The following is a 21,849-nucleotide window of genomic DNA, read 5'->3' on the forward strand; positions in this document are numbered from 1 at the left end:
TTAAAAATGCGCAATATTAATAATTTTTTCTTCTTTACTCACAAGATCTTTGATCCAAACAGTCTGCTTTTCAAGCTCGTCTTCACCGATACATACACAAAATTTCACATTGTTTTTGTCAGCTATTTTAAGATGATTTTTGAGTGATTTTGCATCGTAATCGGTTAAAACTTTGGCTGTTTTTCGTTTACGATCGACCAGTTCAAAAACAACATCTAACGCTTCATTACACAAGGCACCAATATAATACCCTTCGCGTTCCAATTCAGGCATTTTCACGAGTTCCATCAAACGCTCAATACCCATTGCAAAACCAACCGCAGGTGTTGATTTTCCATCCAAAAACTCAACCAAGCGATCATAGCGTCCCCCGCCAGCAATAGCGCTTTGTGCACCGATTTCGGAGCTTACAAATTCAAAAGCTGTTTTGGAGTAATAATCAAGTCCGCGAACCAATTTTGGATTGACCACGTAGGAGACATCAAACTGGTCTAAAATACCTTTGAGTATGGCAAAATCTTCTTTACATGTAACGCATAAATGATCCACAATCAATGGAGCCTTTGAGAGCAATGTTTTACACTGCTCGTTCTTACAATCAAGCACGCGAATAGGGTTAGTCAGCTTTCTTCTTTCACAGTCCTCGCACAATCCTTCACACGTTTCAAGAAACTTCACAAGAGTAGCTCGGTATTGTGGCATACATGAAGGACAGCCCAGTGAATTAATCTCTAAGCTAAACCCAATGCCTAAAGCTTCAAATATGGCTCTAAGCATCAAAATAATCGTTGCATCTTCTCTGACATCGCTTTCGCCAAAACTCTCAGCACCAAATTGGTGAAATTGACGTAAGCGGCCTTTTTGAGGTCTTTCATAACGGAACATTGGTCCATGATAAAAAAAGCGTCTATTACCGCCGGCTTTATCAAACTTTTGTTGAATAAAAGCTCTTACAACACCTGCTGTTCCCTCTGGACGCAAACAGACATCGTTCTCACCCTTGTCGACAAACTGATACATCTCTTTGCCTACAATGTCACTACTTTCACCCACACTGCGTTTAAACAAGGCTGTCTCTTCTAAAATAGGTGTTTCAATAAACGAAAACCCATAATTCTGTGCAATACGTGTGCACGTCTCAATAATATGCTGATAGACTTCACTTTGCGGAGATAGCGTATCTTTCATTCCACGTAACGCATTAATCATTTAAAAATTCCTCAATCTGTTGATAAATTGCTTCAATTTCCAAGGAAGCATCCACTTCTAAAACCTTAATTGGCAAGGTTTTTACAACGCGACGCATTATATCTTGAATCTGTAACAAATAGCTTACACCGCGCTCTTCAATGGCATCATGTTCTTTGCTACCCAGTCTTGATCTCATCAGCGTTTCATTCGTGAGAAAAAGCACCATTTTTTCAGGATAATTCTCCTCAAGTGCTAAACGGTTCATTTGGAGTAAAAATTCACCATCGACATCGTTATGATTAGCACACGCATACGCAATGCCCGATAAAAAACCGCGATCGCTAATGACCAAACGCTCATGACGAGCGGGCTTCACAACGCTGTCGTAATGCAAAGCGCGATCGGCTAAAAAAAGAAAAAGCTCTGCATTGAAAGAGCCCTTTAACGCACCACCTAACAACATTTCGCGAAGTTTTAATCCTGTTGGCGTACCACCAGGCTCTTTCGTTGCTAGAACATTTTTATGACGTTTGGCAAAAAGTGCGACTTGTGTACTTTTGCCTGTGGTATCAATTCCTTCAAAAATCACATACATGTAAATCTACTTTGTAAATAAGGTAAAACCGTTGGTGGGACTAAATGTGAAACATCACCACCATGTTTGGCAATGGATCGCACAACAGATGAGCTAATAAAGGCATTTTTCAAACTGGGCATCAAATAAACTGTCTCGATTTCGCTCCAAAGTGAAGCATTGGCATACCCCATTTGAAGTTCAAACTCAAAGTCGCTGACCGCTCTAAGTCCACGTATCATCACACGAATATCTTTTTCTTTCGAAAAATTCACCAAAAGATTATCAAATGGTTCTACTTCAACGCCATCCAAATGTTGAATCGCTGCTTGCACCATTTCAACACGCGTTTCTATGTCAAACATGGGACGTTTTTCTTCTGAAATGGCTACAGCAATAAGCACTTTATCAAAAAGTTTTTTAGCCCGTTTTATAACATCCATGTGACCATTGGTAATAGGATCAAATGTCCCTGGATAAATAGCGACTCTCATGCTCCCTCCCAACGTTGAAATAGATTGTGCTCAATGCCTAGAAGATCAAACCATTTACCAATCAAGAAATTTTCCATCTCTTCAAGATTTGAGGCTTTGGCATAGTATCCCAAAATAGGAGGTGCAATATGTATGCCAAGCATAGAGAGTTTAAGCATATTCTCTAAAGCAATTGCCGAAAAAGGCATCTCACGAGGAGCCAATAGAAGAGGGCGTTTTTCTTTGATCATGACACTTGCAGTTCGTGTTAAAAGATTGTCTGCGATTCCATGCGTAATTTTAGCCAACGTATTCATACTGCATGGAATAATTGCCATAGCATCACATTTAAAAGAGCCCGAAGCCGTTACGGCTCCAATGTTTTCATCGTCAAGTAAAAATGTATTGCTTTCTTTGGCAAAAACAACTTTTGCATGATCGGAGATAATAATATATTTTTCAATTTCAGCAGGAAGTGCTTTAATAAAAGAGAGCCCAAGTTCAACACCACTGGCACCGCTAATGCCTACAATAATGCGCTTCATTCGAGTATAATCACTTCATGAGCTGATACGATTTTTGCATTCAATGTTTTGCCTTGATCTGTTTTTATTTTAACAACATCACCAATATCGCCATCCTCTAAGAGTGTTGCTTGAACTTCTATGACCAATCCTTCTTCTTTGAGTAGGGCTTTTACACTCTCTTTTTTACTCAGCGTTTTCTTTACATCAAAATGATAATCCGTTAAAATCTGTCCCTCTTTTATGACCGTTTTCGTCGTGGCATTTTGAGGAATTTCATTGATAACAGCTCTTATTGGAAGAGCTTCTAAACTCACCAAAAAGCTCTCGTAGTCATCGTTTGTAAGGATTTTACCGTTAAGCAAATTACGTTTTGCTTTAAACACCATAACCTTGGCATTCATCTCATACGAAAAATAAAGTTTTCGCTCTTTATCGCCTACTTTGAAAATAGCCACAAACGTCCCATTACTTTTTTTCAACATGGTATCGGGAATGTGTATCCCCACTAATTGATACCGTTTAAAATCAACAGGGAGAGAAGATTTTGCAGAAATACGAGGTTTCTCTTCGATCAAAACAAATGGGGAAACCTCTTGAAATTTCTTCAAAAAAGCATTTTCAATGGCATCTGATTTGCCCATAAGCGTACAATTTTGTTTGAAAATGACAATACCATCGCTACTGTCAATAACATTCATATTACGATCAGATAAAGCAGAAATAAGTACATTGGAATTGATAGAATACTGCATACGATCTTTAGGAATTTGGACAAGTACAGAGTCATCTTTGCCTTGGTAGCCAAAAAATGAAGCTTTGATCGCATCTTGTTCAACACAGTATGTTTTGTCAATATAGATTGGTTCTGATGAAAAAAGGGAAGATAAAAAAAGAAGTAAAAATAAAATGGAGCGGGAAACGAGGTTCGAACTCGCGACCCCAACCTTGGCAAGGTTGTGCTCTACCACTGAGCTATTCCCGCAAAACGGACGGAATTCTACCAAAAAAAACCCTTTATGTCAATCTATTTGGATTACAATTGTAGCACAAATAGATTTTAAAGGGCTTAGATTGATTTTTTAAACTTTAAAAATAGTGATTTCTTTCTCTAATTCAGCCGTTGATGCATTAAGATTGGTTGAGACATTCATTAGATTATCGGCAATCTTTTTGTTTTCATGGGCAAGCCCTGTGGCTTCCTCAACACCTTGTGTTAAAAGATCAATCTCTTTGGAGATACTCAACGCTTTTTCATAGGCGACATTGGTAATTTCTAAGCTTTTCGCTGTTTTTTCTTTGGTTTCATTTGCCATCGACGATATTTTAATAGCATTCTCGTTCAGATCAACGACTTTTTGGCTGTTTTCTTTGATATTTTCACTCGCACTTGAAACACTTTGAACCACAACGCTGATCGTAACATCAATCTCTGAGAGTGATTTTTGTGTACGTTCCGCTAGTTTTCGTACTTCATCGGCAACCACAGCAAAACCGCGTCCATGTTCACCTGCACGTGCTGCTTCTATGGCAGCATTAAGCGCTAAAAGATTTGTTTGATCGGCAATATCTTTAATCATTTCAAGAACTGAGCGTATCTGAGTTGTTTGTTCTGCGAGATCATGCATCTGCGAAGAGATATGCTGTTCATCTTGACTCACGCGATTGATGCTATCAACAATTTGATCGAGTGTATCGATCATTTGATCAAGCATCACATAATCTTCTTTCATGTACGTAGCAGATGTTTCAGAAATATCGCGTGATTCTTGTAATTCTCGATTGATTTTAGAAGTCAGTTTTTTGACGTTATCGACAATACCATCCTGATCTTCTGCAATGCTGGTTATTTTATGCGAAAAGCTTTGCATACTTTTGTTGATTTCAGAGTTTGATATCATCGTCACTTTAGCCTTAATCAAGGCTTGTTGCAATGTAGCAAGTAAGATATTGAGATTTTCACTGATATGTCCTATTTCATCATGATTGACAACAACAAGAGGGCGATTGAGAGCTAAATCTTGCGTAATCTCAGATAAGTGAACACCGATGCGATCAATGCGTCTGACAATATAACGACTAATGGCAAGTAGAAGGCTGGAAGTAATCGCTAAAATCAATAAAGAAATACCAATAACGAGATAAAGGTTTTTATCGAGTTTGGCACTGATTTCAACGCTGATGTCTTTGACTCTCTGATTGGTAAACTTTGAGATATTATCAAAACGCTTTGAGATGTATTTGCAGTCTGATTCAATTTCAACCGCCATATCACCAATATCTTCGCGGTTATCTTTTACATAAAGTGCATAAATGCGTTCGTATTTTGGTGCTATCTTTTGGCTATAACGCTCATACGCTTCATTGAGGTTTTGTTTGAGCGTTGGTTCAGCGTAAAAGTCACTTTTCAGTGCTTTATCAAAAAATTCTTTCATCTGTTTTTCAATCAGTGGAAGACGATCTTTTGCTTGACCGGTAGGAAGAAATTCACTGGTAACGTGAATAAGGTCGTTTAAAATCAGCTCAAATTTATCACGAGCTGCTGTAATTTCACTATCAGGGACAACATTTTTTTCATAAATGGTCTCTAAAGAGTTTTTACCAATAATACTAGAGTTAATACTCACATAACATAGAATTACTAAACCAAGAACTGTCACAATCGATATAAAAAGCAATTTCGTCGAGATCTTTATTTCGTTAAACATTCCATTCCCTTGTCTTTTCACTTTGTCATTTTCTGACACAATGTTATCCAAAAAGGAATGAAAAGGTCAAGTTTTTTAAACTATTTTTTAAAAAAGAGATGTGAATGTTAAAAATAAATATTATAGTAATAAAATTTTAATCTCTTCACCTGCTTCTACATGGGTACTTATTTCGTCACTTACCCATAATGCATTACTATTTATAAGAGGTTTTACCATACCTGAGCCATATTTATTTTTATCAAAAACATGAAATGTGCCTTCTGAGAAATGACCTAAGACAAGGTTGACACGACCTGATTTAACCGTAAAATGTTCACTATTTTGAGCATTTATTTCTTCAAAGTTAAATTTAATTTGACCTTGTAGCTTTTTAAGTAAAGGAATTAAAAATAAAAAGGTATTGGTATACGCTGCGAGTGGATTGCCAGGCATTGAAGCTACAATCGTCTCACCCATTTTACCCATCATTGTCGGTTTTCCTGGCTTTATATTGATGCCATGATATGAGGCTACAAAGCCATTGGCAAGTAATGCACGTTCAACAAAATCTGCCTCGCCCATGCTAACACCACCACTGGTAAGTAACACATCATACTGCTTCATGCGTTCAAAATAGACAATCGCAGCACCTAAATTATCAGGGATAACACCACAATAGTGTGCTTCAAAACCATGTTCGGCTAGCAAAGAAATTAAAGCAAGGGCATTAATGTCATATATCTCATCTTCACTCGCAAGTTCCCAGGGCGATTTAAGCTCATCACCTGTTGAAAAAACAGCGATGTGAAGCTTTTTATAGACTTGCACCATACTGATACCTTGTGAGGCAAGAAGGGCGATTTCACGAGAACTAAGGCATATTCCTTTTTCCAATAAAAGAGAACCAACACGCTCCTCTTCACCTTTTAGACGCACGGCATTGCCCTTTTTCATAAAAGAAGAAAGGACCACTTGCGTTTCATCGTACGAAGAACAATCTTCAAAAGGAACAATCGTATCGGCATCGTCAGGAATTTTTGCTCCTGTCATAATTTTATAGCACTCATTTTCGCCTAAACTTGGCTCAACAACCATGCCTGCAAGAATCGTTGTTTTAATATGAAGTTCACTTAAATCTTCTTGGTATTTAAAAGCAAAACCATCCAATGCAGCGTTATTGTAAGAAGGGAGGTTTTTCTTACATGTAATCTCGCAAGCAAGGGTACGCCCAAGAGCATCAAAAAGACTTACCCATTCTAAGTGTGGCTTTGTCGTAACAAGCGAAAAACCCAAATTGATTGCTTCATCAAAACCAACGGAGTAATTTTTGTTCATTTTCTATTCCTCTAGTCTTTCAATATGAGCGCCGAGTTTTGAAAATTTACCTTCCAAATCTTCATAACCTCGATCAAGATGATAGATTCTGTGAATTTTAGTGGTTCCATCTGCCACAAGAGCCGCTAAAATAAGCGCTGAACTGGCTCTAAGATCGGTAGCCATAACATCAGCGGCATTGAGCTTCATTTTACCCTCAACCGTTGCACTATGACCTTTAAGTTTTATGTTTGCACCCATACGAGAGAGTTCACTCACGTGCATAAAGCGGTTTTCAAACAAACGCTCATCGATAATGCTTGTCCCCTTAGCTTGTGTGCAGAGCGCCATAAACTGAGCTTGAAGGTCGGTTGGGAAGCCTGGGTATTCGGTTGTTTCGATATCAGAAGGAAGGATTTTTTCTGCGGGATGAATGGTTAGAGTATCGTCTTTTTCGTCAATTTTAAAACCCATCTGCTCTAATTTTAAAATAACAGCATCAAGATGGCGTGGATTGACATTTTTTAATGTAATTTTTGACTTGGTAATCGCACCAGCACACAAGTATGTACCCGCTTCAATACGATCTGGAATCACGCTAAAATCTGGAATATCTAACAGCGTTCCGCCACTTCCTTTGATAACGAGTTTGGATGTTCCAATCCCTTCAATGCTAACCCCAGCTTCCGCTAAGACTTCACACACTTGTACCACTTCAGGCTCTTTTGCAACATTGACAAGCGTTGTAACACCATGTGCTAGAGCCGCCGCCATGATGATATTCTCACTACCTGTCACCGTTACTTTATCAAAAATAATGGTTGCACCTTTGAGTCCTTTAGGTGCTTTGGCTAAAACATAACCTTGTTTGATCTCGATGACAGCACCCATTTGCTCTAACGCTTTTAAGTGCAAATCAATCGGACGCTGTCCAATCGCACACCCACCAGGCAAAGAGACTTCACAATGTCCAAAACGTGCGAGCAATGGTCCAAGTGTTAAGATAGATGCACGCATTTTTCGAACAATGTCATAATTTGCACAAGCAGAATTAACCGTTGTAGAGTCAACTTCAACAACATTTTTTTCTTTACATGTAAAGGTTGCGCCCAAATTTGAAAGCAGTTGCAACAATGTTTTTACATCAGCAACTTGAGGCATATTAGAAATAGTAATTTTTCGTTTTGAGAGAAGCGTTAACGCTAAAAGAGGAAGTGCGGCATTTTTGGCTCCAGAAATAGAGACCGATCCGCTAAGTTTTTGTTTCCCTTTGATCGCTAAATAATACATCATTCGTCGTTTCCTTTTAAAAGATAAGTTATTGTAGTTAAAAAATGATTAAAATTTCTATGAATTTTGGTAGAATTTGAATTACTAAGATTGTGAGGAATTTGAATGCTTTTAGAACAATTTTTGCATGAAACGCGCTATCTTTCGATTGCTCATCTCTATTTTGATGAAGAAAAACTCTTTATTTTCAATCGTGCAAAAAATGAACATCCGAAATTTCAATCCTTTGATCTGCAAAAAGATATTAAGATTATTCCACCTGCTGATATTTTATTGATCGAAATAGGCGAAAGCACCAAAGAAAAACTCAAAGTGCTCGTAAGCCTTTTTGCCAAACATAAACCCATTGTCTCTTACCTTTTTGCAGATGATGTCGAAAACAGGCTTTTACTGAAGTTTGCTCTGCACTTCGGTATCACCGATGTACTGCCTTTAAAGAATGAAGAGAGTTTACTGTTTTCCATTTTTACCAAAAATGCCAACAAACTTGATGATAAACTCTATACGTTCCAAAAAATTGAACTTGAAAAAAAGATAGAACACTTTTTCCCTTTCCTTGTCTTTCAAGGAGAAACGCTTACCTATGCCAATGCCAAAGCAAAAATGCTTTATGAAACCAACGATTTAACAGCACTTCAAGCACAAATAAATCGTGACGAAGAGTTATGTGAAGCACTCAAAGAAAATGGAGATGCACAAGGAAGCATCGTCATTGAAACTTCTGATGGAGAGCCTAACGTTTATCTGTGCGTCATCAAATCATTTCCTCAAAGTAGTGAAAAAATCGTCACATTGATCAATTATGACGGAGAAAGTGAACCTAAGCACCATAATACTCCTTCCATTCTCAATCGTTTTGATTTCGTGGATATACTCAAAGACCGCCTTGCACAACAAAGTGTTACAAAGTCGCCTATCTCACTTATTTTTATTAATATCTCAAACCTAGATAAACTCAACAAAACATTTACCAGCACAACACTTTATGATGCCTTTAAAAACTTGATGCTCAAACTCTTTCAGCTTAAGGAAGAGGGACAAGAGATCATTCAGTGGAGCCCAAATTTATACATCATTATGGGCGAAAAAGATACCTTTGAGCACGCATGCGATCAAACGAGACATATCCAACAAGAGCTTATACATGCAACCGCCAATGAAAAAATAACACCCATCATTCTCACCTCAGCCTTTCACGTCGAATCCGATGATCTCAATGTTGTTATCGACTATATTGAAAAAATTAATACCAAAAATTTACTCCCGCATGACATCGAAAAAATTAAGTATTTTGAATTAGAGTATTTGGATAACGTCATTGAAGAGCAAGAGCAAATTGCTTATTTGATGCATAATTGCGTCAACAATAAAATCCCTATTAAACTACTCAATATCTATAAAGGTCTTTGCATCAATACCAATTCATTTATTTTGAAAATGACAGAAGATAGCTATCAAATGAGCTGTGAAAACCTTCAAGGCTACGCAATGCAATTAGAAGGAGAGACGGTTTTACAAGCTCCTAATTTCTCAAAAGACATTAAAGCAGAGGTCTCGTTGGTAGATATTAAACGCTCTCTGGTTATCATCAAAAATCTCAAGTTTATGCCCTCAAGTGCAAACAATAGACAACATACACGTGTGCAGACCAGTGTACGAACACCTGTCCTCATAAAATACGCCCATCGCTCTTCCGCACAAGGCGATATTCTCGATATTTCAGTCAATTCCATTGCTATGAAAGTAGGTAAATCATTTCGAGAAGAAGAGATGCTGAACCAAAAAGTACGGCTCAATTTTTCACTGCCAAACGAAGAGGGCGAAAATGGCTACGTGATTATGGATATTGAAGCAACTGTAACCTACATCGCACAAAGGGATGATTTTACAAAAATTGTCGTGATGTTAGGAAACCTTCCAAAACCTTACGATGATTACTTGCTACGGTACATGTACAACCGTCAAAAAGAGCTAATTACTGAGATACGAAGGGCAACCAAAGCGTATAACTAAATCTTTACATGTAAAGATTTTTTGGATTAAAAAAAAACTTACATGTAAAGCTACAAATCGTCAAAGATGGTTAATAATACTCGCGTTATACGCCGCGCCAAAACCATTGTCAATGTTGACAACACTCACACCACTTGCACAGCTGTTGAGCATGGAAAGTAGGGCAGCAACGCCTCCAAAACTTGCACCGTATCCAACACTTGTGGGTACAGCGATGACGGGCTTGTCGACCAATCCGCCAATGACGCTTGCAAGTGCTCCTTCCATACCAGCGATGACAATGACCACTTTGGCATTTTGGATGACATCTAAGTGTGCAAAAAGACGGTGAATTCCCGCAACACCTACATCGACCACTTTTTTAACATGATTGCCTAAAATACGAGCCGTCTCGTATGCTTCTTCCACCACGTAAAGATCGGATGTTCCAGCCGCAATAATGGCAATGTAACTATCTGGTGGTGTTGTAATCTCGCGCTCGATGGTAATGGTACGACCTAGCACATTGTATTTTGCCTCAGGGGCAATTTCTCGGACAGCTTTGTATGCTTTTTCATTCGCGCGAGTGATGAGAATGTTGTTTTCTTTATCAAGAAGTTTTTGGGTAATTTGAGCAATCTGCTCAGGCGTTTTACTTTCTCCATAGATGACTTCTGGATAACCCAAACGAACACCTCGATGATGATCTATTTTGGCAAAGTCCAACTCTTCAAAAGGTTGTCCTTTTATTTTTTGCATCGCATCGGCAATGCTGACATCACCCTTTTTAACCGCTTCTAAAAGTTTCTCGATTCCTTGTCCACACATATTACAGGCTCTTTTCTGCGACAGAACCTTGACGGTAACCTTCTAAATCAAGCGTTACATACACAAAACCTAATGACTTGAGATGATCTCTCATTTCTCTCATACGAGCATCATTAATAAATCGAATCATCTCGCTCTCTGGCATCTCTATACGTACCAACCCATCAACATAGCGCACACGAATATGTCCATATCCTTGGGTTATCATGTACCCCTCAGCATTGCCAACACAAGTGAGAGCTACGTCATTGATGGTTTGATTGTAAGGGAAACGGGTGAGCAAACATGCGTAGGAGGGCTTATCCCATGTACTTAGACCAAATTCTTTTGAAAGAGCACGAATTTCACTTTTGGTCAGTCCTGCATCTAACAAAGGTGTTTTGATGCCCAGTTCGCCAAGAGCAACACGCCCTGGACGAACTTCTTTCGTGTCATCCACATTACTCCCTTCAGCAACTGCACTAAAACCTTTTTGCTGTGCAAAATCAAGAAGCGAAGAGAAGAGAGCATGTTTGCATATGTAACAACGATTGTCAGGATTGCTCTTAACCGCTTCTATCCACGGCTTTTTCACCACTTCATGATGTACACCAATCTCTTTGGCGATACGCACAGCATCAGTGATCTCCCAATCTGCAATATACGGCGTAGAAGCAGTAATCCCAATGGCTTTGTTTCCTAAAACATCGTAAGCAGTTTTGAGTAAAAAACTACTATCAACACCGCCTGAAAAGGCAACCAAAAGGCTGTCATAGGAAGCAATAATCTCTTTTAAATGTTCATATTTTTTATACATCTCTTTTTCTCTCTTTCATAGCGACGGTAACACTCTCGTAAACTCTTAAAATGGGCAGCTGGTGTTTAAGTGCTGCTTGTTTACACTCTTCGTATTCGGCTTTGTATTTGAGCATCTTTCCGCTCATAAAAACGCATTTGACATGAATATCACCGTAAGGCGTTGTAACGCTGATAATCTCACGATCTAAGGCCACTTTTTCAACACGTTGACGTCTAAGCCCTATGGAAGTTGTTTCTGAAAAGATCACCTCCATCGCTTCAGCTTCTTTCTCAGCACTGACTAAAACACTAAGCTTCACACCCAAGCGATTTTTCTTCGTCGTAATGGCTGTGGTATAGACATCTTTAACGCCTATTGAAAACAACCTCTCTTGCACGTAAGAGAGTATTTCAGGGCTCATATCATCAATGTTTGTCTCTAAAACGATCTCTTCATCCATCGTCGATACGATATCTTCTTCGATTTCACCTAAAAGCACACGTAACACGTTTGGAATTGTAAACTCTTTGTGCCCAATGCCATAACCAATCTTCTCAATCATTAAAGATGGCTTCTCACAAAATTCATCCACATTGGCTTTAATGATCGCCGCACCTGTTGGTGTTGTGGTCTCAGAAGGTACACGACCCAATGTCACGGGTACATTTTTTAAGATCTCAAGCGTGGCAGGAGCTGGGACGGGCAATGTACCATGTTCGCAGTTCACAAACCCACCACCCAGCTCAATCTTAGTAGCGATAATTTTCTGGACATTTAAAGCCTCTAAACAGATAGCAGAGCCCACAATATCGACAATCGAATCAACAGCTCCCACTTCATGAAAGCCTACATCTTGAGGCTCTTTACCGTGTATTTTCCCCTCAGCCAATGCCACACACCAAAACATTTTCAAGCTTCGCGCTTTAATGGCATCACTCAAAGCACTTTTTAAAATCAACGCTTCAATCGTCGCATACGTACGATGTTCATGATGGTGGTGTTCATGTGCATGAGAGTGTGGATGAACATGCCAGCCACTTTGAGGCGCATGATGATGCTCATGCACTTGCTTCGTAAGCTTCACATCAACTTTTGTCCCACTAATGCCCATTTTACTGGCTTTTTGTATATCAATACTAAATTCAGTGTCCAAAGAAAGCTTGGAGAGCTCTTGCTTTAGGTAATCACTATCTACACCCAAGTCTATCATCGCGCCAAGGTGCATATCGCCGCTAATACCGCTAAAACAGTCATAATATAAAACTCTCACAAGGCCTCTTTTTTACGTTATTTTGTCACAAGTTTTGGAACAGTAATTGAACCAAATGGAAGCACGATGATACTCGCATCTTCACCTTTTTCTTTGATAGCATCTGCAAGCGCTACATGCAAATCATGGTAAGGTTTAAGATGCACTGCCTTCATCTCTTCATCAGTGAGTTCACTCACTGCCCAACTTTGCGCCCAAAGGTTAATTTCAGCCATTTTAGCCGCTTTATGGTAACCCAGTTTATAACCGCATTTGATTTTATTAAGCACTTCTTGCGCACAGTGTGCCGAACTCATGAGTTTAAAAAAGCCTTCCTCACCAATACCCGTACGACATTTTGCCACCATAATGAGAATACCTTTGTCTTTGAGAGCCAGCTTGCCATTGTCAAGTGCTTTTTGAGATTGGTAAAGGTCGATGTCCATAGGATACGGAGCAACAGAGATAACAATGTCCGCTTTTTTAGGAATATTCACACAAAAAACTTCATCAGCTTTATCAATACCTGCATAAAATGAATCACTAAGATCGCCCGCAGTTACGGCGCAAATATCGTGGTCACTGTCTAAAACGGTCATAATGGCAAAGACATCAATGTGTTTTAGCACACCCATTGCATCCATCATATCTTCATGCACAGGATTGCCTTTTAAGCTGAGTGCTTGAGCGTTTGGATCAAGGGCTAAAAGATGGTTTTGCTGGATCGTCTCATACGCTGCAACTCCTGGTAAAAATGCTTTTCGTCCACCCGTGTAACCTGCAAAGTAGTGCGGTTCAACCGAACCAATCGCACAGACTTTTTTAGCCTCTGCTACGATTTTATTGAGGTACATTTCTGTACCGTTGGTCGATTTGCCAAGGTAGACCATCTCGTCTTTATGAGAATCATGGCTCCATAGGCGATTTTTAGTTTTAAGGTCTTCGTATATCTCTTTGCCTAAGATAAAATGCCACTCTTCCTCTGTGGGTGCTCTATGACAACCCGTCGCTACGATAAAGAAAATATCTTTATCTTTAATCTTTGGATAGATGCGAGCAAGCACTTTACGCGTTGGAGTAGGGCGAGTGCCATCATTGACAATAAAAACAATACGCTCATTGGTATCGCTAAAATGATCAAAACTCTCTTTGCCAATAGGGTTTGCCAAGGCTTCATCAATCGCTTTATTGTAATCAATTTTTGCAACACTGTTTGGATTATAAACGCCTATTAGCTGTTTATCGTTAATGTCCAACTCAAATTTTTCATCTTTTCCATAACCAACTGTAACTTTCATACATTATCCTTCATCACCATTTATAGAGTTTTTAACTTAGAACACTAAGTTGTAATTATCAGCAAGCTTCATTTCTGTGCGCTCACACCAATCTTGATTTTTTATAAGTGATATTTTATCACCGATAAAAAATGCTAATAAAATTTTTATCGAAAAAAATGACTCAAGCAACAAAGCCAAAAAGATTTTGATAAAGATTTTACACTAAAGAACGCGATAGAGCTTAAAAGACTCTATCGCTAAATTTTAAAGAAGTGTATTAAAATACTTCGTATTGTGCGCGACCAATTTTATAAAGGTCAGCACCATAAGTGTCATTAATAACAGTCAAAGGAAAATCCACAACTTCAAGTCTTCTAATCGCTTCAGGACCTAGTTCTGGATAAGCGATAACTTCAGCACTTTTAATTTGACGTGCAAGTAAAGCACCTGCACCGCCTGTTGCACCAAAGTAAATTGCTTTAGATTTTACACAGGCATCAATAACATCTTGATTACGTTTACCTTTACCAATCATACCTTTGAGACCTTGCTCATTGATAAGTCTTGGAGAGTATGAGTCCATTCTATAACTTGTTGTAGGACCTGCACTACCAATTGGATCGCCCGGTTTTGGAGGAGTTGGTCCAACAAAATAAATAACCGCGCCTTTCATATCAAAAGGAAGAGGCTGTCCTGCATCTAAAAGATCAACCAATTTTTTATGTGCTGCATCACGTGCTGTATAAACAACACCTGTTAAATAAACAATGTCACCTGCTTTAAGTTGTACTACATCTGCTTCACTAAGTGGTGCTGTTAAATGATAAGTTTTGCTCATTATATTCTCCTTATAGCTTGATATGCATGTGTCTAGAACTATGGCATTGAACGTTAACGCTCACTGGCAAGCTCGCAATATGACATGGGTTTTTCTCAATATGAACACCAAGAACTGTGTTTGTACCACCCATACCCATAGCACCGATACCGAGGTTATTAAGGAGTACCATCAACTCTTCTTCCATTGATTCCAAAACTGGATCTGGATTTTTGCTTCCAAGTTCTCTAAAGAGTGCATGTTTAGAAGAGATAACCGCTTTTTCAAATGTTCCACCAATACCAACACCAACAGTAAGTGGAGGACATGGATTTGGACCCGCATCAGAAATGACTTGTTTAACGTATTCAATAATACCTTTTCTTCCTTTTGCAGGAGGAAATACAGTAGCACGTGAGACATTCTCAGAACCGCCACCTTTTGCAGCATATTCAATATCTAAGCCATCACCTTCAACAATATCAAAGTGAATGATCGCTGGAAGGTTGTAGCCCACTTCATCTTTAAGATTGGCACGAGTGTCCCAATGACAAGTAGATGCTCTTAAATAACCTTCTTTATAACCTTGTTCCGTTCCCTCGTTGATTGCTTTTTTCAAGCTTCCACCAACAACTTTGAGATCTTCGCCCACTTTAACAAAGAAAACAGCTAAACCTGTGTCTTGGCATAGAGGTCTTGCTTCATTTTTTGCGATATCCGCATTTTCTAAAATCTGCTTTAACACTTGTTTACATACTTCACTTTTTTCAGTTTTGTATGCATTTTCTAATGCAGTATAAGCATCTTTTGGCAAGTTGGTTGCACTATAAAGGATCATATCCTTTACACTTTTGACGATCTCTTCGTACTTGATTTCTCTCATTTTTCCTCTCCGAAAAAGTTAGTTTTGGTCACACACACATAGTACTAAGCGTAGAGGTGCAATGCTTAAGTTTACATTTAAAAGGAGGGCACCTCTACAAATCTTTACATGTAAAGATTTGTAAAAGTGTACATCCCAAAGAATGGGATGTACCTTTTTTATTATACAAAAATAAACACACCTGCAAGAAGAACTGCAAGGTAAAGACCACCAAAAACTGCACCAAGTGCCCACCAACGTGCTTGGCTGATATAACCAGCACCATACCAAATTGGAGAAGGACCTGTACCATAAGGAGTGATAATACCCATAATACCAAGGCTACCTGCAAAAAGAATCATAAACGCTGGCAATTGCTCAGGAGCAATAAATTTAACAGCGATCAATGCAAAAACAGGAACCAATGCAGAAACGTGCGCAGTAACGCTTGCAAAGAAATAGTGTAGCAAGAAGAATACAATCAACATAGCAACCATCAATGTAGTTGGGCTAAGACCTGTTAAAGAAGATTCTGCCAAAGTACCAATCCATTTCAAGATACCCACTTTTGCTAAACCACCTGCAAGTGCAACAAGAGTTGAGAACCACACTAAAACGTTCCAAGCACCTTTGTTTCCGACAACATCATCCCAAGAGATAACATTACAAAGAACCATAAGTGAAACAATTGTAATCGCAGCCATAGTTGCATCAACACCAAGATCTTTACCAAAAATCCAAAGAACAAGTGCAAGAACAGCAAAGAGTAACATCATGATCTCTTTAAATGTAATTGATCCCATTTTTTTAAGCTCATTAGCAGCCCAGATAGGTGCTTCTGGAGATTGTTTTTGTGTTGGAGGATATACAATGTACGCTAAAAATGGAGTCAATAAGAAAAGTGGTAACATCAAAGGAATCATGATTTGTGCCCATGCACCCCATTCAATCGTTACTTTAGCACTTTTAGCAATAAGATCAACGGCTAATAAGTTTGGTGCAAGTGCTGTAAGGAACATTGAACTGGTGACACATGTTGCAGCCATCGCTACCCATGAAAGATAAGAACCTAGTTTTCTTGGCTCATTTTCTGGAGTAGAGTTAAAGATTTGTGGAATATTGATCGCAATTGGGAAGATTGTACCACCGCTTCTTGCTGTGTTTGATGGCATAAATGGCGCAAGAAGTAGGTCAGCAAATGCAACCGCATAACCAAGACCCAATGAGCTTTTACCCATAAATTTAACCATGATAAGAGAAATTCTTTTACCAAGCCCTGTTCTTTGATAACCTGCTGCAAACATAAACGCTGCAAAGATTAACCAAATTGTTGCATTAGAAAAACCAGAAAGTGCCCATTTAACACTCTCAGCAGGTTTTGGATCGATAATACCCATCAAGGCAATCAAACAAACACCTATCAAACCAACAAGCGCAGCAGGAACTGGCTCAATAATAAGACCGACGACAACTCCAAGAAAGATTGCCATAAAATGCCATGCATTAGCACTCAATCCCTCAGGAGCAGGGATAAACCAAACAACCAACATTACCAATACTGGGACCAGCATGGATATTGCTTTTTTCGACATCGCGAAACCTCCATCAATAAATTTTACTCAACATCTCATAATTAAGACTGATGTAATTATATGGCGATACAAAGAGATATAAATGAGACTTTTTTGATAGAATTACAAAAAAACTAGACGGAAACCTTATGAAAATCTTAAAAATTATAATTGTACTCTTTTTTTACAGCTCAATTTTATATAGTAATGAAATTTTATTACTGCATTCATACAATAAAGGACTCAAGTGGAGTGATGGAATTTCACGTGGTATTGAAGATATTATGCTAAAACATCCACAGTATGAGCTAACAACAGAGTATATGGATAGCAAGAAAATAGAATCTGAAAACTATTTTGAGGAACTCCTTGATCTTTACAAGAAAAAATTCCGTAATCGACACTATAGTGCCATCATCGTTGCAGATAATTACGCGTATGAATTTGCTCTGAAGTACCATCGTGTACTTTTCCCTAATACCCCTATTGTTTTTTGCGGTGTTGAGAACTTCAATCCTAAAGAGTTGGACACTTATCTCAAACAGTATGTAACCGGTGTTATCGAATACAAAGATATACGCGTCAATTTAGAACTGATCTATCAGCTTTTCCCTGCAACAAAGATGGTCTATATTATCAGCGATGATGCGTATTCATCTTTGGTCATTAAAGATCAGATTATTGAAGAGTCGAATAATTTTAAAGATAAATTTCGTGTTGTTTTTGATAACCAAATCGATATCAATACAATTGACGAAAAAATAGAAAAACTTCCAAAGCATAGTGCCATTCTTTTTACCAGTTTTTACCGAGATATGTACGGAACGTATGTCCCTTATTATAAACTCCGATCTTTTTTCCAACGCTCTAAATTTCCGGTTTTTGCACTCAACCATATTCATGTCGGCGAAGGTGTCATTGGTGGTTATATGGTCAACCCTTATGAGCAGGGCACACGCGCTGCTAAAAAAGCGTTTGAACTTATTAATGGTAAAAAAATCGCTTCAGTTCCAGTTGAAACACCTGCTGGGAACTATTTTTTTGATAACAACATTTTACGTAAATTTGGCATACCCCTTAGCGATATACCAAGCCCCGCTGAAGTTCTTAATGGTGTTGAAAGCTTTTATGAAAAACACCGTAAATTTGTTGAAAATGCCTTTGCGCTTATGCCTCTATTATTGCTACTTACGACCATTTTAGTCCTCAATATTATTAAACGTATTTCATTAGAGAAAGAGCTTTTGCGACAAGGAAAATTGGACTATGTTCTTTTAAATAACATCCAAAGTGCTATTTTTTGGAAAGCCAATGATGGGAAAATACTTGGGTGCAATGATCTTTTATGTGAAATTTTAGAACGAGATAAAATTGATATTATCGGTAAACACGTTAAAGAAATCATGCCAGGAATGTGTGACAAAATCCAAGAAGTACCTCTAGATTGCCCCAATAGTGCAGAAGTTGAAATGAATATGCCTTATAAAGATAAGCGTATTTTTGCCGTTAGACGAACGTATTATACCGATGAAAACAACCAAGAAGCAGGCGTTGTTACCATTTTAACCGATGTAACAGAAAAAAGACGCATTGATACAGAACGAAAACGCCATGAACAGTTTGTTATTCAACGATCCAAACAATCCGAAGTGGGTGAGATGATCGCCAGTATTGCACATCAATGGAAAACACCTCTTGTCGAAATCTCTGCCATTGCGCAAGAGCTCATCTACAAACGTCGAAGAAAGCCGCTGGACGAAGAGGATACTCAAAAATTTGTTGATGACATCATGACACAAGTAAAGTACATGTCCAATACGATCGATGATTTTAGACAATTCATTAAACCTTCTTCCATGCAAACAGCCTTTGATGTTCGTGAAGCCATTGATACACTCCTAAGCGTTGTCAATCATAATGTTAAGTACAATTACATTACCATCAACATTACACAATCCTCACCAGAGCAACTCTTAGCTTTTGGTTACCCTAATGAATTTAAACAGTGCGTTTTAAACATCATTAATAATGCAAAAGATAGTATTGTGAAAAAAAGAGAGAGTAAGAAGACGGATGGTATTATTGATATTGAAATAGGAAGCGATGATTCGCATATCTATCTCTCCATCAGCGATGATGGTTGTGGTATTGAAAAAAGTAAACTCGAATCCATTTTCGATCCATTTATGAGCACCAAAGAACATGGGGACGGTTTTGGGCTTTATATGGCTCGCTTGATTATTGAAGATAAAATGGGTGGAAAAATTATTGCAAAACAAAAAAACGGTGGTGCGCAAATTTGCATTACCATTAAAAAAGCTAAGGGAGCTGCATGAAAATATTGATACTCGAAGATAATGAACGCCTAGCTAACCTCATTGTGGAAGCACTTGAGCAAAAAAAGTATCATGCTGACCTTTTTAAAGATGGAAAACGTGCCCTTGAAGCGATTGATAACGGCTATGACTGTTTTATCTTAGACATCAACGTTCCAGGCATTGATGGGCTCAGTCTTCTTAAAGAGATACGCGTTATGGATGCCACAACGCCTGCTATTATCATCAGTGCCAATGTTGAACTTGACACCATCCAAGAAGCTTACAGCAAAGGGTGCGACGAATACCTCAAAAAACCTTTTTACATGTATGAATTAGAAATGAAAATCGAAAAACTGTGTAAACCTAAAGTTTGTGTCGTCTCATTGCCTGAAGGTTTTAGCTACTCGATGGAGCAAGAAATCCTCCTTGATGGCGAAGGCGAAGAGGTCAAACTCGCTAAAAAAGAGATTTTACTGCTCAATCTCTTTACAAAAAATCTCAATAAAAATATCTCTTTTGAGCGCATAGAACAGTATGTTTGGGGCGGAGAGCTTACAACAACTGAAAATATACGAGCCTTAGTGAAACGTCTGCGTAAAAAACTCCCTGAAGACACTATCGAAAACCAAGGCGGCATAGGGTATCGCCTGCATTATGAACATTAAATCCATACTTTTTGCCTCGCGTGAGCAGCTTCTCTATCTTTTTGCAGCAGCTGTGCCCATTGCATTTACGGCTTGGTCATCCTTGCTTAACAACTTTGTCATTGAAGTAGCGCATTTTGATGGCGAAAAGATAGGTTTGCTTCAAAGCATTCGTGAAGTTCCAGGTCTTTTGGCGTTTACCATTGTTTTTATTTTGATGTTTTTACGACAACAAAACGCCGCGTATCTTTCGCTCTTTCTTTTGGGCTTTGGTACTTTAATAACAGGCTTTTTCCCTTCAACGTTTGGGCTCTATACCACAACACTGATTATGTCCGTTGGATTTCACTACCTTGAAACACTGCACAATTCACTCTCCTTGCAATGGATTGACAAAAGTAGTGCTCCCTCTTTTTTAGGCAAGCTTTCTGCCATTCGCTCTTTTGTGGGGCTGGGTGTTTTAGGGGCACTCTATGTGCTTATGAAATTTTTTGATGTCGGATACATGGGAATTTATCTGCTCAGTGGTGGGGCAACGATATTTTTAGCGTTTGTGGCATGGCTAGGGTTTGAGCATTTTAAAGATGATGTTGTGCAAGAAACCAAACTATTTTTACGCAAAAAGTATTGGCTTTTTTATCTGCTTACCTTTCTAGCGGGTGCAAGACGTCAGATCGTTGTCGTTTTTGCAGGCTTTTTACTGGTTGAACGGTTTCATTTTAGCGTTGAGAACATGGTACTTTTACTTATTACCAATACTGTTTTAAACATGATCTGCGCGCCTTATGCGGGAAAACTTATTGAGCGTTTTGGTGAAAATCTCTCTTTAAAACTCGAATATATCTCTATTGTTCTCATTTTTATCCTTTATGGTTTGGTACAATCTCAAGCGATGGCAGTGTCATTGTATATTTTGGACAATCTTTTCTTTACAATAGCCATTGCCTTAAAAACCTATTTTCAAAAAATAGCCGATCCTAAAGATATTGCAGTAACCTCTGGTGTTGGTTTTGCGATCAACCACATTGCAGCGGTTTTTCTGCCCTTTACTTTGGGTATCGTTTGGATTTATTCGGCAAGTGCTGTCTTTTTTATAGGAGCGACCATAGCATTTGTTTCGTTTTTACTGACATTTTTAATACCTAAAAAGGAGCCTGCATGAGTTTACATGTAAAGGAAGATTTTTTACAACTTGACTATATACAAGATCATACCATCTACGATGAAAAGCGTTATTTTGAAGAAGAGAGTGGCGAACCGTTTGATAAACACTCAGCAAAACAGATGCTTCTTATGATGAACCGCGTTGCTTACGATTTGCGCCTTGATGAATACTCAATGAAAAAGCTCGAAATAGTCTTAAGAGAAGAGTTGCCATTTTTTGCAGTGAACCGAAGATTGGTCTTAAACTGGATCAATGAGAACTTTTTATTTTAATCTCATCCTTTGTCGTC

General features: G+C 38.5%; 20 protein-coding genes and 1 tRNA gene. 5 read left to right on the forward strand and 16 right to left on the reverse strand.

Translation table 11 applies throughout. From position 1 onward, the window contains the following. The 9 genes from hisS to murA form a co-directional block, all read right to left on the reverse strand. Nucleotides 1-1,209 carry a histidine--tRNA ligase gene (gene hisS / locus N0B29_RS06665; protein WP_263832923.1) on the reverse strand — a complete coding sequence of 403 codons (1,209 nt, stop codon included), beginning with the start codon at nt 1,207-1,209 and terminating at the stop codon, nt 1-3. Next, a complete protein-coding gene (gene tmk, locus N0B29_RS06670; RefSeq protein WP_263832924.1) occupies nt 1,202-1,786 on the reverse strand; it encodes a dTMP kinase in 585 nt (194 codons plus the stop codon). Before tmk ends, hisS begins: the two co-directional genes overlap by 8 nt. After that, complete coding sequence (coaD, locus tag N0B29_RS06675) at nt 1,777-2,259, reverse strand: pantetheine-phosphate adenylyltransferase (protein ID WP_263832925.1); 483 nt, start codon at nt 2,257-2,259, stop codon at nt 1,777-1,779. The genes tmk and coaD overlap by 10 nt, the downstream gene beginning before the upstream one ends. After that, the gene (locus N0B29_RS06680) at nt 2,256-2,783 is read right to left on the reverse strand and encodes a UbiX family flavin prenyltransferase (protein WP_263832926.1); all 528 of its coding nucleotides are present in this window, start codon (nt 2,781-2,783) and stop codon (nt 2,256-2,258) included. The genes coaD and N0B29_RS06680 overlap by 4 nt, the downstream gene beginning before the upstream one ends. After that, complete coding sequence (gene flgA, locus N0B29_RS06685) at nt 2,780-3,517, reverse strand: flagellar basal body P-ring formation chaperone FlgA (RefSeq protein ID WP_263832927.1); 738 nt, start codon at nt 3,515-3,517, stop codon at nt 2,780-2,782. Before flgA ends, N0B29_RS06680 begins: the two co-directional genes overlap by 4 nt. A gap of 155 nt (nt 3,518-3,672) precedes the next feature. Continuing rightward, nucleotides 3,673-3,747 (reverse strand) — tRNA-Gly (locus tag N0B29_RS06690). Nucleotides 3,748-3,844: 97 nt separating this feature from the next. Then, nucleotides 3,845-5,470, reverse strand: a complete 1,626-nt coding sequence (locus tag N0B29_RS13015) for a methyl-accepting chemotaxis protein (RefSeq protein WP_318526696.1) — start codon at nt 5,468-5,470, stop codon at nt 3,845-3,847. Nucleotides 5,471-5,590: 120 nt separating this feature from the next. Then, the gene (locus tag N0B29_RS06700; RefSeq protein ID WP_263832928.1) at nt 5,591-6,787 is read right to left on the reverse strand and encodes a molybdopterin molybdotransferase MoeA; all 1,197 of its coding nucleotides are present in this window, start codon (nt 6,785-6,787) and stop codon (nt 5,591-5,593) included. 3 nt (nt 6,788-6,790) lie between these two features. Then, nucleotides 6,791-8,059: a UDP-N-acetylglucosamine 1-carboxyvinyltransferase gene (gene murA, locus N0B29_RS06705; RefSeq protein ID WP_263832929.1), complete on the reverse strand. Its 1,269-nt coding sequence runs from the start codon at nt 8,057-8,059 to the stop codon at nt 6,791-6,793. Between the two features lie 102 nt (nt 8,060-8,161). On the opposite strand from murA, the gene N0B29_RS06710 reads away from it, so the two are divergent. Further along, nucleotides 8,162-10,069 carry a pilus assembly protein PilZ gene (locus tag N0B29_RS06710; RefSeq protein ID WP_263832930.1) on the forward strand — a complete coding sequence of 636 codons (1,908 nt, stop codon included), beginning with the start codon at nt 8,162-8,164 and terminating at the stop codon, nt 10,067-10,069. Between the two features lie 60 nt (nt 10,070-10,129). Here N0B29_RS06710 and larB read toward each other — a convergent pair whose 3' ends face one another. From larB to N0B29_RS06745, 7 genes are all read right to left on the reverse strand, one after another. After that, nucleotides 10,130-10,876, reverse strand: a complete 747-nt coding sequence (larB, locus tag N0B29_RS06715) for a nickel pincer cofactor biosynthesis protein LarB (RefSeq protein WP_263832931.1) — start codon at nt 10,874-10,876, stop codon at nt 10,130-10,132. 1 nt (nt 10,877) lies between these two features. Then, nucleotides 10,878-11,672: an ATP-dependent sacrificial sulfur transferase LarE gene (larE, locus tag N0B29_RS06720; protein WP_263832932.1), complete on the reverse strand. Its 795-nt coding sequence runs from the start codon at nt 11,670-11,672 to the stop codon at nt 10,878-10,880. Then, entirely contained in the window at nt 11,665-12,924 is a 1,260-nt protein-coding gene (larC, locus tag N0B29_RS06725; RefSeq protein WP_263832933.1) for a nickel pincer cofactor biosynthesis protein LarC, read from the reverse strand. The genes larE and larC overlap by 8 nt, the downstream gene beginning before the upstream one ends. A gap of 17 nt (nt 12,925-12,941) precedes the next feature. Beyond that, nucleotides 12,942-14,201, reverse strand: coding sequence for a lactate racemase domain-containing protein (locus tag N0B29_RS06730; RefSeq protein ID WP_263832934.1), 1,260 nt, complete (start codon nt 14,199-14,201; stop codon nt 12,942-12,944). Between the two features lie 259 nt (nt 14,202-14,460). Further along, complete coding sequence (locus N0B29_RS06735) at nt 14,461-15,021, reverse strand: Fe-S-containing hydro-lyase (RefSeq protein ID WP_263832935.1); 561 nt, start codon at nt 15,019-15,021, stop codon at nt 14,461-14,463. Between the two features lie 10 nt (nt 15,022-15,031). Next, nucleotides 15,032-15,883: a fumarate hydratase gene (locus tag N0B29_RS06740; RefSeq protein WP_263832936.1), complete on the reverse strand. Its 852-nt coding sequence runs from the start codon at nt 15,881-15,883 to the stop codon at nt 15,032-15,034. A 161-nt stretch (nt 15,884-16,044) separates the two neighbouring features. Further along, nucleotides 16,045-17,454 (reverse strand): DASS family sodium-coupled anion symporter, encoded by a 1,410-nt coding sequence (locus N0B29_RS06745; RefSeq protein ID WP_263832937.1) that lies wholly within the window; start codon nt 17,452-17,454, stop codon nt 16,045-16,047. Between the two features lie 128 nt (nt 17,455-17,582). Here N0B29_RS06745 and N0B29_RS06750 point away from each other — a divergent pair, with 128 nt between their 5' ends. From N0B29_RS06750 to N0B29_RS06765, 4 genes are read left to right on the forward strand one after another with little or no spacing between them, the layout of a single operon-like run. Beyond that, nucleotides 17,583-19,769 carry a sensor histidine kinase gene (locus tag N0B29_RS06750; RefSeq protein WP_263832938.1) on the forward strand — a complete coding sequence of 729 codons (2,187 nt, stop codon included), beginning with the start codon at nt 17,583-17,585 and terminating at the stop codon, nt 19,767-19,769. Next, nucleotides 19,766-20,416 carry a response regulator transcription factor gene (locus N0B29_RS06755; protein ID WP_263832939.1) on the forward strand — a complete coding sequence of 217 codons (651 nt, stop codon included), beginning with the start codon at nt 19,766-19,768 and terminating at the stop codon, nt 20,414-20,416. The genes N0B29_RS06750 and N0B29_RS06755 overlap by 4 nt, the downstream gene beginning before the upstream one ends. Then, nucleotides 20,406-21,557 carry an MFS transporter gene (locus N0B29_RS06760; protein ID WP_263832940.1) on the forward strand — a complete coding sequence of 384 codons (1,152 nt, stop codon included), beginning with the start codon at nt 20,406-20,408 and terminating at the stop codon, nt 21,555-21,557. The genes N0B29_RS06755 and N0B29_RS06760 overlap by 11 nt, the downstream gene beginning before the upstream one ends. Beyond that, nucleotides 21,554-21,832 carry a hypothetical protein gene (locus N0B29_RS06765; RefSeq protein WP_263832941.1) on the forward strand — a complete coding sequence of 93 codons (279 nt, stop codon included), beginning with the start codon at nt 21,554-21,556 and terminating at the stop codon, nt 21,830-21,832. Before N0B29_RS06760 ends, N0B29_RS06765 begins: the two co-directional genes overlap by 4 nt. Nucleotides 21,833-21,849: the final 17 nt, after the last annotated feature.

Origin of the sequence: Sulfurospirillum oryzae, assembly GCF_025770725.1 — a bacterium.
In the GTDB taxonomy this organism is placed as follows: Bacteria; Campylobacterota; Campylobacteria; order Campylobacterales; family Sulfurospirillaceae; genus Sulfurospirillum; species Sulfurospirillum oryzae.

What these genes read in the sequence shown, in the direction of transcription:
- hisS (WP_263832923.1), bottom strand. Translation starts at nt 1,209, where the DNA reads ATGATTAATGCGTTACGTGGAATGAAAGATACGCTATCTCCGCAAAGT.
- tmk (WP_263832924.1), bottom strand. Translation starts at nt 1,786, where the DNA reads ATGTATGTGATTTTTGAAGGAATTGATACCACAGGCAAAAGTACACAA.
- coaD (WP_263832925.1), bottom strand. Translation starts at nt 2,259, where the DNA reads ATGAGAGTCGCTATTTATCCAGGGACATTTGATCCTATTACCAATGGT.
- N0B29_RS06680 (WP_263832926.1), bottom strand. Translation starts at nt 2,783, where the DNA reads ATGAAGCGCATTATTGTAGGCATTAGCGGTGCCAGTGGTGTTGAACTT.
- flgA (WP_263832927.1), bottom strand. Translation starts at nt 3,517, where the DNA reads ATGCAGTATTCTATCAATTCCAATGTACTTATTTCTGCTTTATCTGAT.
- N0B29_RS13015 (WP_318526696.1), bottom strand. Translation starts at nt 5,470, where the DNA reads ATGTTTAACGAAATAAAGATCTCGACGAAATTGCTTTTTATATCGATT.
- N0B29_RS06700 (WP_263832928.1), bottom strand. Translation starts at nt 6,787, where the DNA reads ATGAACAAAAATTACTCCGTTGGTTTTGATGAAGCAATCAATTTGGGT.
- murA (WP_263832929.1), bottom strand. Translation starts at nt 8,059, where the DNA reads ATGATGTATTATTTAGCGATCAAAGGGAAACAAAAACTTAGCGGATCG.
- N0B29_RS06710 (WP_263832930.1), top strand. Translation starts at nt 8,162, where the DNA reads ATGCTTTTAGAACAATTTTTGCATGAAACGCGCTATCTTTCGATTGCT.
- larB (WP_263832931.1), bottom strand. Translation starts at nt 10,876, where the DNA reads ATGTGTGGACAAGGAATCGAGAAACTTTTAGAAGCGGTTAAAAAGGGT.
- larE (WP_263832932.1), bottom strand. Translation starts at nt 11,672, where the DNA reads ATGTATAAAAAATATGAACATTTAAAAGAGATTATTGCTTCCTATGAC.
- N0B29_RS06730 (WP_263832934.1), bottom strand. Translation starts at nt 14,201, where the DNA reads ATGAAAGTTACAGTTGGTTATGGAAAAGATGAAAAATTTGAGTTGGAC.
- N0B29_RS06735 (WP_263832935.1), bottom strand. Translation starts at nt 15,021, where the DNA reads ATGAGCAAAACTTATCATTTAACAGCACCACTTAGTGAAGCAGATGTA.
- N0B29_RS06740 (WP_263832936.1), bottom strand. Translation starts at nt 15,883, where the DNA reads ATGAGAGAAATCAAGTACGAAGAGATCGTCAAAAGTGTAAAGGATATG.
- N0B29_RS06745 (WP_263832937.1), bottom strand. Translation starts at nt 17,454, where the DNA reads ATGTCGAAAAAAGCAATATCCATGCTGGTCCCAGTATTGGTAATGTTG.
- N0B29_RS06750 (WP_263832938.1), top strand. Translation starts at nt 17,583, where the DNA reads ATGAAAATCTTAAAAATTATAATTGTACTCTTTTTTTACAGCTCAATT.
- N0B29_RS06755 (WP_263832939.1), top strand. Translation starts at nt 19,766, where the DNA reads ATGAAAATATTGATACTCGAAGATAATGAACGCCTAGCTAACCTCATT.
- N0B29_RS06760 (WP_263832940.1), top strand. Translation starts at nt 20,406, where the DNA reads ATGAACATTAAATCCATACTTTTTGCCTCGCGTGAGCAGCTTCTCTAT.
- N0B29_RS06765 (WP_263832941.1), top strand. Translation starts at nt 21,554, where the DNA reads ATGAGTTTACATGTAAAGGAAGATTTTTTACAACTTGACTATATACAA.